This is a genomic window from Psychrobacter sp. C 20.9 (assembly GCF_001921765.1).
GTDB lineage: Bacteria > Pseudomonadota > Gammaproteobacteria > Pseudomonadales > Moraxellaceae > Psychrobacter > Psychrobacter piscatorii_B.
Genome location: NZ_MRYC01000013.1, coordinates 69,394 through 88,102, shown reverse-complemented (window position 1 = coordinate 88,102; position 18,709 = coordinate 69,394). Strand labels below are relative to the sequence as shown.

Annotated in this window: 13 protein-coding genes; 12 read left to right on the top strand and 1 reads right to left on the bottom strand. The window is 43.9% G+C overall.

Features of this window, described 5'->3' with window-relative positions; genetic code table 11:
* Positions 1-207 precede the first annotated feature (207 nt).
* The 5 genes from yidC to BTW00_RS09920 all read left to right on the top strand — a co-directional run bounded on the left by yidC (position 208) and on the right by BTW00_RS09920 (position 6,360).
* Positions 208-1,890, top strand: coding sequence for a membrane protein insertase YidC (gene yidC / locus BTW00_RS09940; protein ID WP_075107280.1), 1,683 nt, complete (start codon positions 208-210; stop codon positions 1,888-1,890).
* Between the two features lie 207 nt (positions 1,891-2,097).
* Positions 2,098-3,534 (top strand): tRNA uridine-5-carboxymethylaminomethyl(34) synthesis GTPase MnmE, encoded by a 1,437-nt coding sequence (gene mnmE / locus BTW00_RS09935; RefSeq protein WP_075107279.1) that lies wholly within the window; start codon positions 2,098-2,100, stop codon positions 3,532-3,534.
* Positions 3,535-3,621: 87 nt separating this feature from the next.
* The gene (nrdR, locus tag BTW00_RS09930; RefSeq protein WP_075107278.1) at positions 3,622-4,080 is read left to right on the top strand and encodes a transcriptional regulator NrdR; all 459 of its coding nucleotides are present in this window, start codon (positions 3,622-3,624) and stop codon (positions 4,078-4,080) included.
* Between the two features lie 113 nt (positions 4,081-4,193).
* On the top strand, positions 4,194-5,249 hold the full coding sequence (ribD, locus tag BTW00_RS09925; protein WP_075107277.1) for a bifunctional diaminohydroxyphosphoribosylaminopyrimidine deaminase/5-amino-6-(5-phosphoribosylamino)uracil reductase RibD: 1,056 nt from the start codon (positions 4,194-4,196) through the stop codon (positions 5,247-5,249).
* A gap of 436 nt (positions 5,250-5,685) precedes the next feature.
* Positions 5,686-6,360, top strand: a complete 675-nt coding sequence (locus BTW00_RS09920; protein WP_058025226.1) for a riboflavin synthase — start codon at positions 5,686-5,688, stop codon at positions 6,358-6,360.
* A 102-nt stretch (positions 6,361-6,462) separates the two neighbouring features.
* On the opposite strand, the gene BTW00_RS09915 is transcribed toward BTW00_RS09920, so the two are convergent.
* Entirely contained in the window at positions 6,463-9,327 is a 2,865-nt protein-coding gene (locus BTW00_RS09915) for a response regulator (RefSeq protein WP_075107276.1), read from the bottom strand.
* 314 nt (positions 9,328-9,641) lie between these two features.
* Between BTW00_RS09915 and fmt the strand changes: the two genes are divergently transcribed.
* From fmt to BTW00_RS09880, 7 genes are all read left to right on the top strand, one after another.
* The gene (gene fmt, locus BTW00_RS09910; RefSeq protein WP_075107275.1) at positions 9,642-10,730 is read left to right on the top strand and encodes a methionyl-tRNA formyltransferase; all 1,089 of its coding nucleotides are present in this window, start codon (positions 9,642-9,644) and stop codon (positions 10,728-10,730) included.
* A 198-nt stretch (positions 10,731-10,928) separates the two neighbouring features.
* Positions 10,929-12,437: a transcription antitermination factor NusB gene (locus BTW00_RS09905; protein ID WP_075107292.1), complete on the top strand. Its 1,509-nt coding sequence runs from the start codon at positions 10,929-10,931 to the stop codon at positions 12,435-12,437.
* Positions 12,438-12,483: 46 nt separating this feature from the next.
* The gene (thrC, locus tag BTW00_RS09900) at positions 12,484-13,905 is read left to right on the top strand and encodes a threonine synthase (protein ID WP_075107274.1); all 1,422 of its coding nucleotides are present in this window, start codon (positions 12,484-12,486) and stop codon (positions 13,903-13,905) included.
* Between the two features lie 324 nt (positions 13,906-14,229).
* Positions 14,230-15,339, top strand: a complete 1,110-nt coding sequence (locus tag BTW00_RS09895; RefSeq protein ID WP_075107273.1) for a LysM peptidoglycan-binding domain-containing protein — start codon at positions 14,230-14,232, stop codon at positions 15,337-15,339.
* Positions 15,340-15,396: 57 nt separating this feature from the next.
* A complete protein-coding gene (gene dprA / locus BTW00_RS09890; RefSeq protein ID WP_075107291.1) occupies positions 15,397-16,647 on the top strand; it encodes a DNA-processing protein DprA in 1,251 nt (416 codons plus the stop codon).
* 123 nt (positions 16,648-16,770) lie between these two features.
* A complete protein-coding gene (locus BTW00_RS09885) occupies positions 16,771-17,400 on the top strand; it encodes an L-threonylcarbamoyladenylate synthase (RefSeq protein ID WP_075107272.1) in 630 nt (209 codons plus the stop codon).
* Between the two features lie 326 nt (positions 17,401-17,726).
* Entirely contained in the window at positions 17,727-18,698 is a 972-nt protein-coding gene (locus BTW00_RS09880) for a TIGR01777 family oxidoreductase (protein WP_075107271.1), read from the top strand.
* Positions 18,699-18,709 lie beyond the last annotated feature (11 nt).

Below are 18,709 nucleotides of genomic sequence, written 5' to 3'. Positions count from 1 at the left end.
TGACTTACCCACAAGTTATCCACACTCTTGGTATCATTTGAAGCAGATTTTTAGTAAAATGATGCACATTTTATGTAAATGACTCTCAACGCAGTTATCGATCATGAAGATAACTATGCAGTACAGTCATGACACGTGCCCTAAGCAGTACAGTCATGACACGTGCCCTAATTTTTCATTCCCTAATTTTTAATCTAGGAAAGGTTTATGCAAAAGATATTTCGGGTGATGATCATCATTGCGATGCTAATTACCGCTTATCTGCTGATTTTGGCATGGCGAGATGATTATGCCGATGCACCAGCTGTAGAAGCAGTGCCAGAAACTACAAGTTCAGTAGGTGCTGACATTCCTTCTACCACTGGTGCCGCAGGTGATATTCCGGTTCAGACCCTACCTGTGGATAACGCAGCTGTGACAGCGACCCCTGCAAAGGATACAGGATTAATCACGGTAACAACCGATCGCTATGAAATCAAAATCAACCCAGAAGGCGGTGATATTGTCTATGCTGCGCTCAAGCAGTATGACGCAACGCTCGATAGCGATAAGCCTTTCGTATTGCTAGAAAACAACAGCAACCGTGTATACGTGGCTCAGTCTGGCTTGATTGGTCAAAATGGTATTGATACGGCAGAAGGCCGTGCGATTTATAGCCACACCGCCAACAATTATGTAATGGAAGCAGGGCAACAGACATTGTCAGTACCGCTTACTTACAAAAAAGATGGCGTGACAATTACCAAGACATTCACCTTTACTGAAAACAAATATCCGATCGATATTAGCTACAAAATTCAAAACGCCTCTACCAATGCGTGGCAAGGTCAGATGTTTGCGCAGCTAAAACGCGACGATAGTAAAGATCCTGGTATGTCTGATAAAGGCGCGCTGAGCATGGCGACTTATCTAGGTGGTGCATGGGGTACGCCAGATGATCCATATAATAAACTGAAGTTTAAAGACTTCAGCGATGGCGAGTTGACGACGACCAGTGATAAAGGCTGGGTTGGCATCGTACAGCATTATTTTGTCTCTGCATGGACGCCTGAAAACTTCACGGGTAAATTCTTTACCCGCGAGACTGGTAACGACTACTTTATTGGCTTTAACAGTCAGCCAGTAAATGTCGCACCGAATAAGCAAGTGACGTTGGATGCCACACTATATGCAGGTCCAAAAGTACAGTCTGAGCTAAAAGATGTTGCAGTTGGTCTGAATAAGACGGTTGATTACGGTTTACTGTGGCCAATATCGAAAGTCTTGTTTGCTATCTTGGAAGGTGTGCATAAAGTTGTGGGTAACTGGGGTTGGTCAATCATTATCCTCACCATTCTAGTCAAAATTGCTTTGATGTGGTTCTCTAATAAGAGCTACTATTCAATGGCAAAAATGCGCGCTATTGCACCGAGACTAAAAACGCTAAAAGAAGAGCATGGCGACGATCGTATGAAAATGTCGCAAGAAATGATGGCCATCTACAAGGAAGAGAAAGTCAATCCGATGGCGGGTTGTCTACCTATCTTGATGCAGATGCCAATTTTCTTAGCTTTGTATTGGGTGCTCGTAGAGAGTGTCGAGCTGCGTCATGCGCCTTGGATTTTGTGGATTCGCGACCTTTCTGCAATGGATCCGTGGTTTATTTTGCCGCTATTGATGGGTGCATCAATGTTCATACAGCAGCAGTTGAATCCGCAGCCAGCAGATCCAATGCAAGCAAAAGTGATGAAGTTCCTGCCAATTATCTTTACCGCATTCATGCTGTTCTTCCCAGCAGGTTTGGTATTGTATTGGACAGTGAACAACTTGTTCAGTATGACTCAGCAATATATTGTAAATAAGAAAGTCGAAGAAGAGCAGAAACGTCGCACGGTAAAAATAGTTGACTAATTGACGCTCTATCAGAAGGATAAAAACAAAAACCATCGCGCAAGCGGTGGTTTTTTTATAAGTGTTAAAATGTTATCCACAGCTTATCAACATCAAAGAGAAAATATCAACGATTAGGACGCGTTTCAAAGTTTACTTTGTCACTATGAGCACAGACGTCTATAATGGGATTTTTAGTTATTGAGAGTTATTGTGGATTCCTTAGAGATGGCATTAGCCACACCTAATTCTTCTGAAAAATCTAATACATCGGGACTCGCCACGATTGCTGCGATTGCAACGCCACTCGGGCGAGGGGGTGTGGGAGTTATACGTCTGTCAGGTAGCCGTGCTTATGCCATGACCTGCGCGCTGACGGGTAAATCTGCTTTTACGCCGCGTATGGCTAGCTTCTGCCGCTTTTATCAGGCGGATGGCACCGTTATTGATGAAGGGCTCGTACTGTTCTTTAAAAGTCCGCACTCATTCACGGGTGAAGATGTGATTGAGCTGCAAGGGCATGGCGGCGTTATTTTGCAGAACCAGTTGCTTGCACGTGTATTTGAACTAGGCGCCAAACAAGCGAGTGCCGGAGAGTTTTCTTATCGCGCTTTTGATAACGATAAGTTGGATTTGGTGCAGGCAGAGGCGATCGCTGATGCGATTGATGCGACCAGTGCGGCGGCCGCGAGTAGTGCGATTCGTTCACTAAGTGGTGAGTTCTCCCAAAAAATAAACCAGCTATTAGAACAGTTGATTCATTTGCGCTTGCACGTTGAAGCTGCCATTGATTTCCCTGATGAAGAAGATGTCGATTTTTTATCTGACGGCGTGATACAGAGCAAACTTGAGCAAACGCAAGATAAGATACAGCAAGTCTTAGCCACAGCAAAGCAAGGTCAGCTCTTACGTGATGGTATCCATGTTGTCCTAGCAGGTAGGCCAAATGCTGGTAAATCAAGCCTGCTAAATCGTCTAGCAGGGCAAGAACGTGCTATCGTTACCGATGTCGCTGGCACCACGCGTGATACATTACAAGAGACGGTCGTGCTCAATGGTTTGACACTTCACCTTACCGATACGGCAGGCCTACGTGATACAGAGGATACCGTAGAGCGTATCGGCATTGAACGTGCCCGTACCGCCATTACTCAAGCTGATATGCTGCTGATGGTTTACGATGTGACTCGCGATGTTGAAGAAGAAAGCACACCGTTGCAATTGGCTGAGCAGTTATTCGGCGAGCTGCCAGATGCCAAACGATTACTCATCATTGCCAATAAAAGTGATCTACTGAGCGATGATAGTAGCGAAAAATCTGCCTCTACGATGCAAGCCGAAATCAAAGATAGAGGCTACGAACAAGTTAATGTTTCATGTGAAACAGGCGCTGGTATCGATAATTTAGTCGAAGCACTATGCGCTAAGGTAGGTTTTCATCCACCAGAAAATAGCTTAATCGCTCGTACTCGTCATATAGATGCTCTCAGACGGACAGCCAACTATTTAACAGAGGCGCATGAGCAGTTAACGGTATTCCAAGCAGGTGAGTTGGTTGCTGAAAGCTTGCGTCAGGCCCAGCAGAGTTTGGGTGAGATTACAGGTGAATTTAATGCTGATGATTTGCTTGGCAAGATATTTGGTAGTTTTTGTATTGGTAAATAACGGTTGAATAACTCTATCTATTACTCAATACATTTGTCTATCTCATAAGTTTTGCTTTTATTCTTAGTCGTAAAATAAGGAATTGCTATGCACTGCCCGTATTGTAATGCATCAGAGACAAAAGTGATTGACTCACGTCTTGCTGCAGAAGGTGCGCAAGTGCGTCGCCGCCGTTCATGCAATAGTTGCCAAGAGCGTTTTACAACGTTTGAGATGGTAGAAGTGGTGATGCCAAGGATTATCAAATCCAGCAACAAGATTGAACCTTACGACAATGAGAAGCTGCGTCGGTCTATCTTGTTGCCGCTGCAAAAGCGCCCCATCACTATCGATGAGCAAGAAGCAATGATCAGCCGAGTTGAAAAACGCGTCAGACAGATGGGTGAGCGTGAAATCAGTAGTAAAGTCTTGGGCGAAATCATCATGAGTGAGCTAAAAACTTTAGATGATGTTGCCTATGTGCGCTTTGCTAGCGTCTATCGCGACTTTCAAGACATTGATGCTTTTCATCAGGAAATTGCCAATATCCGTCCAAATGAAAAATAAGCTTATAAATCAATAAACGCATCTAACCATTGAACTGATTTTGAGTTCAAAACGCTTAAATTATTAAATAAAATTCTCCGTAATTATTACCAATCATTCATAAGCCTACTGTTATGCCAACTATAAATCACTCTCAAGATGCGCAAGATCGCTACTTTATGATGCTTGCTATCGAACAAGCTAAGCTCGGTTTATATACTACTAGGCCAAATCCAGTAGTAGGTTGTGTCATCGTCCAAGCTGAAGAAGTGGTCGGTCAAGGGTTCCATCCGAAAGCTGGTGAGCCACATGCAGAGGTATTTGCATTAAAAGAAGCAGGCGATCGAGCAGTGGGCGCAACGACTTATGTGACTCTAGAGCCATGCAGCCATATAGGGCGTACACCGCCGTGTGCGTTGGCACTTATTAAAGCTAATGTAAAGCGTGTTGTGATTGCCGGTCTAGACCCCAATCCACAAGTGGCAGGTCGCGGGGTAAAGCTACTTAAACAAGCTGGTATTGAGGTGACGGTTGGCATACTGACGGAGCAGGCAGAAGCATTAAATCGCGGGTTTTTAAAAGCCATGCGGACTCAGATGCCATATGTCAGATTAAAAATAGCGACTAGCCTAGACGGTCGCACAGCGATGGCATCTGGTGAGTCAAAATGGATTACATCAAACGCAGCCCGCGAAGATGTGCAAAAGATACGCGCACGAAGTGGGGCAATCATAACCGGTAGTGAGACAGTGATAGCTGATGATCCGCAGCTCAACGTGCGTTCAAATCAACTAGGCGTATTACCCGAAAAAATACCATCACCTCAGATTATAGTGCTTGATAGACGTCAGCGTTTAGAGCGCAGTGCTCAGTCTGATTATCAATTGTGCCGCCGTACAGATACGATTTATTGGCGCACAGATGATCTCACTGATTTACTAGCAACATTAGTCAGAGACCATCAGTGTTATGATGTCTTGGTAGAGGCGGGTGCTAGCGTTGCGGGAAGTTTTTTGAGTCAGCAGCTCGTCGATGAATTGATTGTTTATCAGGCGCCTTGTCTACTTGGTGATCAAGCGCGACCAATGGTCAATTTCAACCCTATCTCACTGGCTCAACAGTTGCGCTTCGATATTTATAATTATGAGAAACTTGGTTCTGACCTTAAATTAACGCTATTGCCTTTGTAGGTTTCTTATTTGTGATTTTGTTATCCGCAAAATGCTTATAATGTGAACTATATGTGGATAAGTACGTTACTATTTTAAATGTTCCACATGAAACTGTGTATAACTTTGTTCCACATGAAACATGAAAAGCTGATTATTTTTGAGTTTTTATGACAAATTATATATTAATCAATAACTTATGTTTTTTAAATCTTGCGTTGCGAGCGCTAAACTAAATTTAGCATCATTGTGGATAACTCTATAATTAATAAAGACTTTAAGAATATTCTATTGACTTATACTTACTTATCCACAATCTATCCTATGACCGCCTGCATTTCCCGTGTGTTTCACTGCGAAGTGTACTCAGAAAGACAGTACTAAGAAATTTGGTTAAGTATTTGATAAATAAAGTGATGTGTTTATAGCAGCATTATAATAACGAGATGAGGATGATATGTTTACTGGAATTATAGAAAGCGTTGGAACCGTAAAATCGATGCAACCAACGGGCGGTGATATACGCTTAACAATAGAGTCTAACGACCTAGATTTTAGCGACGTAAAGCTCGGTGATTCTATTGCATCGAACGGTATCTGTTTGACTGTTGTAGAGCTCGGTAATAACCATTACTCTGTTGATGTTTCACGTGAAACTATTGCTCGAACAGCGCTAGAAGCATTAAAAGCAGGTCATACGGTCAATTTAGAAAAAGCGATGCTACCAACGACTCGTTTTGGTGGCCATATTGTTGCCGGTCACGTGGATGGGGTAGGCGTCGTCAGTAAACTACAGCAAGACGCACGTTCTATTTATATTGAGATTGAGATACCACAAGAGTTGGCGCATTATACAGCGACCAAAGGTTCTATCACGGTAGATGGGATTAGTTTGACTACCAATCTGGTACGTGACAATATCGTTTCTTTAAATATTATCCCGCATACCGCTCAAGTGACCAATATCGCTAAGCATTGGTTGGTGGGTAACAAAGTCAATATCGAGGTGGATATCGTTGCACGCTATTTGGAGCGTTTGCTAAATAAATCACAATCTGGTGGTATGAATACGGCAAATCCTCAAAGCCAAATTACAGAAGCTTTTTTAGCAGATAATGGCTTTATGAAATAACGTTTGAGGCTGTACCTGCCTTGTCTATATATTTCACCCTGTCAGTATTATGAAATCAAAGTAATATCGACAGGGTGATTTTTTTTATTCTTTTATTGACGTTTAGGGTATAAAGCTTTGTAGAACGGTTTCTAGATCCTTTTTACGGATAGGCTTGGATAAAAACTCATCCATTCCCACTCGCATGCACGCCTTGCGATCCTCTTCTGTATTATTCGCCGTTAGCGCGACAATAGGTATATCGTCGCCTTGTGCGCGTATTGCCTGAGTAGCTTGTAGACCGTCCATGATTGGCATCCGGCAGTCCATCAAAATCAGGGAGATCTCCTCACGCTGGCTGGCTAATATATCAAGCGCTTGCTGACCATCTTCTGCAACGACACTGAGATAGCCAAGTTTGCTTAGCATTTTACACGCTATTTTTTGATTGGTTGGACTATCTTCCACCACTAAAACAAGGGGTGATAATGGCTGTGAACTTTCTTCTTGAGCAGTTGTCTCGCTAATGTTCTCTTTAATATCTTGTGTTTGTGTTAGCTTTTTTCTAGCTGGCATTGTCAAGCGCAGGATTTCAGACAGTAATAGCGCACTATCTAAAGGTTTGGCCAAAAAGCCATCACATTGATCGAGTAACATAGAGGGTATACGGCGCTCAGATTTCATACTAAATAGTATTTTAGGTAAGGATGTATTAGCGAGTAGGCTATTTAATACCTGCCGTCTATCGACGCTAGTGACTATGTGATTGCTGTGCGTTAAATGGGGTTTTGTGAGGTCAGCCTGCTCTTGTGATAATGAGTTTTGATATTTCGCTGAGCTGTCAGTATCGGGCTTATTACCAACTAAGATCGCGCTGGTATCATAGTACTCATAATCTAGTAGAAGTATGGGTGCCAAGCTTTGCTGATCTTGACTTAGGCGTTCTGTTAATTGCTCTATAGTCGCTAGATCTACAGCAGTATAAATAGTGCTAGATATCGCTAAGTGCTCACAAAGCCGCTGTAAATGTTGCGCGACAAGCGGCTGGTGGACGACCGCGATTAGGCAAATATGATTTAGGTGCTGACTAGGATGATATACTGGCTGATAGTTTGGGCATCGACAAGGCAGATACAGGTTGAACACGCTACCTTCATTAACGGTACTGGTTAGCTCTATAAACCCACCTAGCAATCGCGCAAAGCTATTGACGTTTTTTAGTCCCAACCCTGCATCGATAGCATTTTGCGCTACTGGGTTGATATCTTGGCTATGGGGTTTATTTAAGTACGACAAGAGCTGATGCTGTTTGGCAGATGTGATACCGATACCAGTGTCCTGCACACTAAAGCGCACCCAGCAACTCACTGCATCTGCGGTAAGGTTTTTATTGATAGACTGTAAGGTCTCTTTGTTAGCCTCTGACATTTGCTCGTAGTCAGTTTGTTCTATAATAAGTGCGACATGTCCGGAGGGGGTGAATTTTACGGCATTATGCAGTAGATTCAGCAAAATCTGCCGGAGACGCACGTCATCAGTACCAATAGAGCGTGGACAGTCTGGGGCAAAAAAGTAAATCAGCTCAAGCCCTCTTTGCCTCGTATCATTTATGATTAGCTCATTAACTTCCTGACCAAGCTTATAAATATCGACGGGCTCAATATTAAGGCGGGTTTTTCTAACCTCGATATTTCCTATATGTAGCGTCTCGTTGAGTGCGGTGAGCATGTTCTGACTGGTGGTAATCAAAGTATCTAATGTTTTGTTTTGTCTTGCATTCAATGTGTTCGGATCGATTGGCTCAAGGATATCGATCATAGCTTCTAGCGGTATGCGCAACTTATGACCGATGACAAACCTAAGTTTATTGAACTCATCAACCTTTTGCTGTAGCTGTTTATTTTGCTGTTGCAACTGCTCGTTCTGATTAACCAGCTCATTGATATCATTAAGCATTACCGTAAAACCATGAACTTGTCCATGCTCACCGAACCATGGAGTGGCATGCAACTGGTAGTTTTGTTTGTTTTGTATTCCATAGACGGTCAATGTACGCGAGACTTGTAAACCAGCTAGCGTTTGAAGTATGTGCTGAGTAGCCTCGTCTTTGCCCATGACGAAATCAGTGATTATATGCCGGTGTCCGTTTTTGGTAGAAGGTGTAAATATTGTTTCAAAGCGTTGATTATAGAAACTAATCTGACCATGACGTAAGCTCATCAGCATTGGCAGTGGTGCCTGATCAACCAAGCGCTCCAAACGATGATTTAATGTTTTGATACGTCGATAGTCGTTGTGTAGCTGATAACTGACACGGCTCAGTGCATGACCTAGCAGCAAAAACTCAGTGGTGGACTTTTCTTGTAAAAAGGGCGGCGGCGTATAAGACTCTTTTGCATGAACACTCAAATTATCAGTGTAAGCTATTAGCTGCTCCCAGTTGGTTCGACGGTGGAGCATGTAAAATAAAGCAATAAAAAATAGTATCAGAGCCACCGTTAATGGTAGCCAATAACGGTACGAGGTCCATTCGACAGTCAAAGGCTCATAGCGCAACACAATATAAACCTGATGACCACTTTCGAGCTTTATCGTTCCTGTTAAAGCACTACTACTGACTGTATAAGCACTTTGATTGTCCTTAGAAAAAGTGGCGGCATTGACTGTTGGAAACGTTACTGTCGTAAAAGCTGATTCATTAGGTCGAGTCTTACGATGGATATAGGTTTGCCCAGATGGCATCATCAAAATAAGCTGATAACTGATATGGTCAAAAGCAGGCTGTTTTAGGATTTTTTCTATTTCTACATCGATAGGCGCGGCATGCTCAGTAATACTGTACTGTAATGCATGAAAAGTATCTATACTGTGTTGTTCGCTATGGTGTCTCAACCCATCAAAAAACGTGACATAGTACAGCAATAGCATGACCAGCAAGGTCGATGCATAGAAGACCAATAATCGCTGTAAGGACTTAAACTGTTGCATGAGAGCATGGCCCTATATCGACACAAAAACATATAGTGAAATCATCATCGTTTCTTATAGTAATTGATTTATTCAAAACCTTGGTACTGATACCTTTTTATTATCTATAGCAGAATAATAGTGTGTTATTTATAAAGTATTGCTGAAGAAGTATTTTTATTCTATAAGAAGGTCGATAACTAGAGCAATGACACTTTTTATATTATAAAGGCAAAAAGCGTCATTAGTCATACTGGATTGAGACTACCACAATTATGGCACAACGTCGTAAACTCACCTATAATGGACAAATTAACCTTATATAATGCAAGACTATGACTACTGCCACTTTTGATCTGTCTAATACATCTATAAACAATAATAAACTATCTACCGAGCGACTAAGGGTGGTATTTGCAGGCACGCCTGAGTTTGCTGCCATTAGTCTAGAAGCGCTCATTCGCCAGCAAGACGCCCTTAATATCGATATTGTCGCGGTATATACCCAGCCAGATCGCAAAGCAGGACGCGGCCAAAAGCTATCAGCCTCTGCTGTCAAAGAAGTGGCATTAGCGAATGATATTGCGGTAGAGCAGCCAGTTACTTTTAAAAAATCCAGCACAGAGGGCATGGCAGCACGACAGACGTTGCGTACGTATCAGCCAGATCTTATGATTGTCGCCGCTTATGGTCTGATTTTGCCTATCGGTGTATTGACCACACCCACGCATGGTTGTCTAAATATTCATGCCTCATTGTTGCCACGTTGGCGCGGTGCCGCACCTATTCATCGTGCATTATTAGCAGGTGATGATGAGACAGGTATCACCATCATGCAGATGGATAAAGGGCTTGATACTGGTGATATGCTCTATAAGGTGAGCGCTAGTATAGAGCCTGATGAGACGACAGAGAGCCTACATGATAAGATGGCAGCGCTTGGTGCGACGGCTATCGCTACAGTATTAAAAGAGTTATCACATTACCAAGAACAGGCAATCATCCAAGATGACAGTCAGGCAAATTATGCCGAAAAGCTCGTAAAAACTGAAGGTGAGGTTGATTGGACGCAGCCCGCTGCTACCATCGAGCGTCAAATTCGTGGATTGACCCCGTGGCCAGGCGCTTATACCTTTCTAAATGGGCAACGCGTCAAAATACTCGCTGCACTACCCATCAATACCACACAAAAAACAGATAAGCCTGCGGGTACAGTCGTGAGTGTCGGGCGCAAGGCAATTTTGGTGGCTTGTGGTCAAGAGGCTGAACAACCAAATGATAATGCCGCTCATGACGTACAACTCAGCAACACATTGGCGATAACTAAATTACAGTTTGCTGGTGGTAAGCCAATGACGGCGGAACAGCTTTGTCATGGTAATCAGCTAAACGACGGTGATCAATTCAAAGCAGAATCAAAATAGTCATCTACATAGCTTTAACGACATTTAACCCTACTAGCACAAGACGCGATCAATCATACGTCAAGGAACTACAACTTCATGAGACAAACCAATAGCGCGTCTAAAAACAATGCACCTAGAAACAATGCACCTAGAAACAATGCACCTAGAAACAATGCACCTAGAAACAACAAGCTCAAGCCATCAAGCAATCTAATCATGAATGGTAGCGTTCGCGTTCGCGTGATTCGTACCTTGCTTGCTATTCAAAATGGTCAGTCGCTCTCAAGCGTGCTTGACCCATTATTAAACAGTCTGCACGATGGTGATAAAGGCTTTGCGCATGCGTTATTGCTCACGACACTGCGCCAATGGCATGCCCTTGCACGATTGCTCGACACGCTAGCGGACAACCCTATTGACGAAGTAGAAGTTCGTACCACAATTCAAGTGGGTTTGGTGCAGTTACTGTATTTGGAAGTGGCAGATCATGCCGCGATTCATGAAACGGTTGAAGCGGCAAAAGAGATTGAGTTTGCCCATGCAACTGGTTTAATCAATGCTATTTTGCGCAAAGTCGCCAAAAACCCGAGTAAATTCCGTAAGAAGTGTGATAAAAAACACAGCTTACCGAATTGGCTTGCCTATCAGCTTAAGCAAGATTGGAGTGAGCAGTACGATGCGCTGACCCAAGGCTTACGCCAGGTGGCACCGATGTTTTTGCGAGTCAACTCTGCAGTTACTTCAGTAGAGGATTATCAACAGTCGCTGTATGGCGCAGAAATTGATGCAGATATCGTTGAGCTAACGACTGGTTTTAACGTAGCAAACTCGTCAGAGACTACTACAATATTATCGACCAAAGGCTTAAGACTGCATCAGACTACCGCTGTCAATGCTTTGCCTCATTTTTCCGAAGGCATTGCCAGCGTGCAAGATATGCATGCTCAGCTTGCGGCACCTATCATCAATAAAGCGTTAATGGCAAAGCTCAACGCTGAAAAATCTGATACGGAAAATACCAATAACGAGATACATATTTTAGATGCTTGCGCGGCGCCTGGTGGCAAGCTTGCCCACTGGTTGGAGTTACTCAGCTCAAATGACTCTTCATCGTTGTTTCACGTGAAACAAGATGATGCGGAAGCAAAGCCTTTAGCTTCTAAACTCAAGCTGACGGCTATCGATCATGAAGCACCGCGCATCGAACGCATCTATGACAATCTACAGCGTCTTAATCTAAAGCAGCAAGATCTGGAGCAGACCGACAAAAATATTGCCCTTAATATTGTCTGTGCTGATGCCACCAGATGGCAGCTTAGCAAAAACAAAAAGGCGGCAACCAACGAGCCGGTATTTGATGCGATATTATTGGACTCACCCTGTACCGCGACGGGTGTGATTCGTCGTCATCCTGATATCAGTATCTTGCGTACCGAAGAAGACATCGAGCAAACGACACTGCTACAAGCAGATATCTTGCATAACTTATGGCCACAATTGAAAGCTGGTGGTTATTTGCTGTATGTCACGTGCTCTATCTTAAAGCAAGAAAACGTCGAGCAAATGCAGGACTTTATCGCTCATCATAATGATGCGGCAGTGATTGAGTTTACCGAGGCTTGCAATTGGGGTATCGCGCAAACGATTGGTCGCCAATGCTTGCCAATCGATAACGAGAGTGGCGATGGTTTTTATTATGCGTTATTGCAAAAGACTGCTGAATAAACCGTTTTTAACTATTGAATAACATTATTGTAGACAGGACAATCTAATGAAATATATTAGTACTCGTGGTCAGACAGCACCGATGGACTTTAGTGATGTGTTATTGATGGGACTTGCGCCAGATGGTGGCTTGATGCTGCCTGAGCATTACCCGACCGTTGACGGCGCTGTCCTTGATGAGTGGCGTACGCTGAGCTATCCAGAGCTGGCACTTGCGATTATGCAGCGCTTTGCTACAGACATTCCTTATGCGGATCTAAAAGACATTATTGATCGCACTTATACGGCTGATATATTTGGCTCTGATGACATTGTTCCTGTCCGCAAGCTCGAAGACAACTTATACATTTTAGGATTATCAAACGGCCCAACGCTGGCGTTTAAAGACGTGGCCATGCAGTTCTTAGGCAATGCCTTTGAATATGTGCTCAAGCAAAAAGGGGCGCGTATTACCATTATCGGCGCGACCAGTGGCGACACGGGTAGTGCAGCGGAATATGCATTGCGCGGTAAAGAAAACGTCGAAGTCTTTATGCTATCACCGCATGGCAAAATGAGTGAGTTTCAGCGCGCACAAATGTACAGCTTGACCGACGATAATATTCATAATATCGCGATCGATGGCATGTTCGATGATTGTCAGGATATCGTCAAAGCGCTGCAACAAAATGCTGATTTCAAAGCTCAGTATGACTTGGGCACGGTCAACTCTATCAACTGGGGACGCATCCTCGCGCAGATCGTTTATTACTTTAAAGCCTATTTTGCGGTGACGACAAGCAATGATGAAAAAGTCAGCTTTAGCGTGCCTTCAGGTAACTTTGGTAATATTTGTGCCGGTCACATCGCTCGTGAAATGGGTCTGCCCGTTGAGCGTTTGATCGTCGCCACCAACGAAAACGACGTACTCAATGACTTTTTCAATCAAGGAGCGTATCAGCCACGTCCCACTGAAAAAACCTATGTCACTTCAAGTCCATCAATGGATATCTCAAAAGCCTCAAACTTTGAACGTTTTGTTTACTTGTTGCTGGACAAAGACAGCGCACGCGTTCATGAGTTATTTGACGGTGTAAAATCAGGTCAAGGGTTTGACTTGTCTGATTTGATGGAGGCGGTCAATACGCGTTATGGCTTTGCTGCTGGCAAATCAACCCATAGCGATCGCTTAAACACGATCAAGGCATTGTATGAACAGCATGGCGAACTTGTCGATCCACATACGGCTGATGGGATAAAGGTTGCCAAAGAGCTACAGCGTGAAGGCGAAGTCATTATCTGTGCAGAGACGGCCTTGCCTGTTAAATTTGCTGACACTATTGTTGAAGCAGTAGGGCAAATCGACATCGAGCGTCCGGCTCACACTGAAGGTTTAGAAAGCCTGCCACAACATGTGACTGTACTAGAGAACAAAGCTGAATTGGTTGCTGAGCAAATTCGTCAACATGTTGAACCAAATCCAGCATAAGCGATAAACGTTTTGAGTTCATCTTCTATAGATAGAAGCGTTTGTATAAAAGTTACACCATTGTAATAAAGTGTTTATGATTGTGTTATGGTATAGATAATTGTAGTATTAGAAACAGCGTCGGCGAGTCATTATGTTGCTAGACGCTTTTTTTAGAATATTTCTAGCCAATTATACTGAACAGCTGCCCTATCGTTGTTATGATAAAATCACCTATAAACTACTGATAATCTAAGTTATTTTTATAAAATAAAATATAGATTTGGTAAAAAACGTGTGTGGTTTATTGTGACCGAAACAGTGGTACCTATTGTGGATATAACGATGAAGATGAGCTTAAAAAAGACAGCAAAAGCACTGGCAAAAGGATTATTAGTTACGACATTTAGCAGTGCCATGTTGATGACCACAGCCCACGCCAATAATCCACCACCTACCATAAAAGCAGATGCCCCCAATCGCTATATCGTCAAAAAAGGCGATACGCTATGGGACATCTCAGGGCGCTATCTGGACAGTCCATGGCGCTGGAAAGAGATCTGGGCCACTAATAAGCAAATCAAAAATCCAAACCTTATTTATCCTGATGATATTCTTATTCTGTGTGTCATTCAGGGCAAGACTTTGGTGGGGGTTGATACTGGTGAGGGCTGTGCAGGTATCGAAAAGCAGCTAACAGGTAATGTGGTTGCCAGCACCGTCGCGATCACCTCGACTGCTAATAGTATCCCGCCTGTACCATGGTCTGCTATTCAGCATTGGCTGGATAAAACCCTCATTGTAGATCCAGAAGATTTCAATACCACACCGTATATTTTGGCATCCAAAAACCGCAATCTAATCACCGCAAGCGGGGATAAAGTCTATGCCAAAGGTGTCCCGCTTATCGTGGGTCAGCGCTACGGGGTATACCGTGAGGGTGACCTATATGTGGATCCCAAAACTCAAGAGGTTATCGGCCTAGAAGTCACACAAGTCGCGACTGGCCTAGTAACATCCACAGAAACCAATGGCGTCACTAGCCTGCAGCTGACGGACAGCTACGACAAAGAAGTACGTGAAGGTGATCGCGTGTTTGTAGAGTTGGACAACGCTATTCCACCTGTCTTTTATCCAACGCCTGCCAGCGTCAGTCGTGGTGGTATGATTGTGCGGGTGATGGACTCAATCAGCTCTGCCGCTAAAGGCAGCGTGGTAGCGATCAATTTAGGCAGCTTGCATGGTGCCAAATCAGGTGATGTACTGACCGTTTATCAAAAAGGCCCGCTGGTCAGGGACGTAAGAGACAATGACATGCCGGTACGTTTGCCAAATGAGCCAAGCGGTATGGTGATGGTGTTTAATACCTTTGACAACATCAGCTATGCTTACGTACTTGACTCTGAACTACCACTCAATGTTGGCGATCAGCTATTGCCACCCCCTTATCTATAAGCACATAAGGCTTTGTGAAGCGATTTTACTAAGTTTGCCCAAACGAGACAGATGACAATGACCGCAGTCACCTCTTCTTTATCCGATGATCAGCGTGCGATATTGGCGCTGTGGTATGAGGTGAATGCATCATTGTCTGCTTATCATAAGCTCATAACGACTTATGGTGATGCGCAGCTTGCTTGGCAGGCTACAGTAGGCGCTTGGAAGCAGTTAGGACTTCATCATACCCATCTCAAACGCCATGAACAGCCAGAGCAAACACGTGCTGCTATTGATAAGATCCAGCAAGCACTTACAGACGGTCGCTATGGTTTATTGTTTGCCGGTCAGCCCGACTATCCTGCTCAGCTTCTTCATATTTATGATCCACCGCCATTATTGTTCTTTCGAGGAAATAGCGCGCGTCTGCATCAAGCTCAAATTGCTATCGTGGGCAGCCGAAAACCAACAGCCCATGCTCAAAAAATCACGTTCGATATGGCGCAATATCTGGCACAGGCAGGGTATGTCATCACCAGTGGTCTGGCGATAGGCGTGGACAAACGGGCTCATCTAGGAGCTTTGGCGCAGACTGAACTTGACTATCAAGGTCGTACTATCGGCGTGATGGGGACAGGGATTGATGTGAATTATCCCAATCATCGTGACCAGTTATTTGCTCAAATCATCGAGCAAGGTGGCTGCATTATTAGTGAGCTATTACCGCATACTCAGCCGCACAAACATACCTTTCCGCGCCGTAACCGTCTGGTTGCTGGGCTGAGTCTGGCCACTATTGTGACCGAAGCGACGATCAAAAGTGGCTCGCTCATTACCGCCCGTTTAACCTCTGAGCAAGGCAAACAAGTCTTTGCCATTCCAAGTCATATTGATAATAGCAATGCCGAGGGTTGTCATCATCTGATACGTGAAGGCGCAACGCTGATTTATCATCCTCAGCAGGTGTTAGAGGACGTCAATGGTCAGCTTGATTATGGCAAGCGCTCGTATAGACCAACAGATATTATAAGCGCTGATAGCCACCAAGTGGAGGTCACTCAGTCATCTGTCGCATCAAATGTAAAGAGAAACTCTGTCACAATGGTCAGTCAGCCAGAACCTTCTCATATAAAATCCCCTCGTAGCGCGATCGTTGTTCCTGATCACTTAACACAGATTTATGAGCAGCTCGATTGGCATGGACAGGATTTAGATGCGCTTGTTATTGCTACTCAGCTTGCGCCGTCACAACTGATTGGACAGCTGATGGAACTTGAACTAATGGGCGTCATCAGTGTGCAAGGCGGACGCTATTTACGTGTATAGCGTATCGATACTCCTAACTGCCACATAAGAATAAGTAGAATGGATTCTAAATATCGCTACCTTAGTCAGACTGTCTCTTGTGCTATTATTAGTGTCTCTATTCCAGCATGAAACATGTAAGCTATGAGCCAATCTATACCTTTTATCACTGACTCTGCCACACAAGCTGCAAACTGGCTTAAAGAAGCAAAGCTACTTGCATACCCAACAGAAAGCGTTTGGGGTATTGGTTGCGACCCTTATAACAAAGCCGCTGTGCAGCGTATCTTGGATATTAAACAACGTCCGCAAGCCAAAGGCATGATCGTCATTACCGATAGCGTAGAGCGTTTGTCACCTCTACTAGCGTCTTTAAATAATGCCCAGCGCCAGCAAATTATCGATAGCTGGCAGTCAGATGTTAATGACGGCGAGTTACAAAATCGCCAAGCGCACACTTGGTTATTACCTATTCCTCAGACATTCTCGACCATGATGCCCTCATGGATAATGGGTGAGCATCAGACTATTGCAGTCAGGGTCATCGCCCATCCTATCATACGAGAACTGTGCCAACAGATGGTCAGCGCAAATAATCCATTTGGCTTCATTGTTTCGACTAGTTGCAACCCATCAGGTCAATCGCCTGCCAGCACCTTTGATACTGCCTATGGTTACTTTGGTGAGCAGGTTGGCTATTTTCAGGCTGATACTCTAGGCTATACCTTACCCAGCCAAATCCGTGATGCAACGACAGGCTCAATCATTCGTTAGTAGCCAATAAACGATCTTTCATACCATTATAGCCTAGTATCTTGTACTGCCTTCTTTGTGCTGTCGCCATCGATGAACCATATTTCACTAGCTGAAGATTGCTATGGTGATCGTTCTGTAGCCATAATAAAAATATACCGTCTCAGCACTAGCTATCGAAGCCCGTTTCCTTTGTTCCCCTTGCTTTACTAAAAGTATGTAAAAGTTATTTTGATAAAAACGACAAAAAAGTAGACGATAGTTAAAAGGGGCTGATTTTTATTGAACGATGAGTCTTTCAACGATAGGTCATCGTTACGATATTTGATACACATAGGGAGTAGGGTATGAAGGTTTTAATTAGTGGCGGTTCAGGGTTTTTGGGTAGTGCATTTAGCCAAGAGTTAATCGAACGGTATCGCACACAAGGTAAAGAGGTAATGATTACTTGGCTGACCAGAAATAGCAATCAAGCTCATCCTGATGACATCAATATGATGACTTATGACGAGCTTGAAAAGTCTGACATGAGCTTTGATGTCATAATGAACTTAGCTGGCGCAGGTATTGCTGACGCGCGTTGGAGTGATGAGCGCAAAGAGCAATTAATAGCCAGTCGTATTAAGCCTACTCAATCGATATTAAGCTTCATCGAACGTACTGCAACAAAGCCAAAACTACTAGTAAGCGGCTCAGCAATCGGTTGGTACGGCACGCAAGGTGATAAGCCATTGACTGAACACAGCAGTTTTGAGACAGACTTTGCCCATCGCTTATGTGAGGAGTGGGAGAGCTTGGCGCTCAAAGCGACTGATTACGATGTCCCTGTCGCTATTGTACGAACAGGCGTTGTGATACATCCTGAAGGTGGTATGGTGGCAAAATTACTATTGCCATTTAAGTTTGGCGTTGGCGGGCAGTTGGGTGATGGTCAGCAAATCATGAGCTGGATTAGCCGTGACGATTGGGTGGGGGCGGTGATTTTTATTATTGAGCAGCATCTTGCTAGTCAATTTGGCCATAAACAAAGAGTTTCACATAGTGATAATGTCATAGAGACAAGAAGTGATACGCCAGCCTTTGTCTATAATCTCACGGCATCCAATCCTGTGAGTAACCATACTTTTACTAAAACGCTTGGCTCATGGTTACATCGGCCGACACTTTTTACCTTGCCAGAATTTTTGCTGAAGCTGATGTTTGGTGAGATGTCGACGCTACTAATAGATGGTCAAAAGGTGCTGCCACAAGCGCTATCAGATGCAGGTTACACATTCAAGCACGTGACACTCAAACAAGCATTAGAGGATCAGAAGTAGTTACATCATGA

What these genes read in the sequence shown, in the direction of transcription:
- fmt (WP_075107275.1), top strand. Translation starts at nt 9,642, where the DNA reads ATGACTACTGCCACTTTTGATCTGTCTAATACATCTATAAACAATAAT.
- BTW00_RS09885 (WP_075107272.1), top strand. Translation starts at nt 16,771, where the DNA reads ATGAGCCAATCTATACCTTTTATCACTGACTCTGCCACACAAGCTGCA.
- nrdR (WP_075107278.1), top strand. Translation starts at nt 3,622, where the DNA reads ATGCACTGCCCGTATTGTAATGCATCAGAGACAAAAGTGATTGACTCA.
- BTW00_RS09920 (WP_058025226.1), top strand. Translation starts at nt 5,686, where the DNA reads ATGTTTACTGGAATTATAGAAAGCGTTGGAACCGTAAAATCGATGCAA.
- yidC (WP_075107280.1), top strand. Translation starts at nt 208, where the DNA reads ATGCAAAAGATATTTCGGGTGATGATCATCATTGCGATGCTAATTACC.
- BTW00_RS09915 (WP_075107276.1), bottom strand. Translation starts at nt 9,327, where the DNA reads ATGCAACAGTTTAAGTCCTTACAGCGATTATTGGTCTTCTATGCATCG.
- dprA (WP_075107291.1), top strand. Translation starts at nt 15,397, where the DNA reads ATGACCGCAGTCACCTCTTCTTTATCCGATGATCAGCGTGCGATATTG.
- thrC (WP_075107274.1), top strand. Translation starts at nt 12,484, where the DNA reads ATGAAATATATTAGTACTCGTGGTCAGACAGCACCGATGGACTTTAGT.
- BTW00_RS09895 (WP_075107273.1), top strand. Translation starts at nt 14,230, where the DNA reads ATGAAGATGAGCTTAAAAAAGACAGCAAAAGCACTGGCAAAAGGATTA.
- BTW00_RS09880 (WP_075107271.1), top strand. Translation starts at nt 17,727, where the DNA reads ATGAAGGTTTTAATTAGTGGCGGTTCAGGGTTTTTGGGTAGTGCATTT.
- mnmE (WP_075107279.1), top strand. Translation starts at nt 2,098, where the DNA reads ATGGCATTAGCCACACCTAATTCTTCTGAAAAATCTAATACATCGGGA.
- BTW00_RS09905 (WP_075107292.1), top strand. Translation starts at nt 10,929, where the DNA reads ATGAATGGTAGCGTTCGCGTTCGCGTGATTCGTACCTTGCTTGCTATT.
- ribD (WP_075107277.1), top strand. Translation starts at nt 4,194, where the DNA reads ATGCCAACTATAAATCACTCTCAAGATGCGCAAGATCGCTACTTTATG.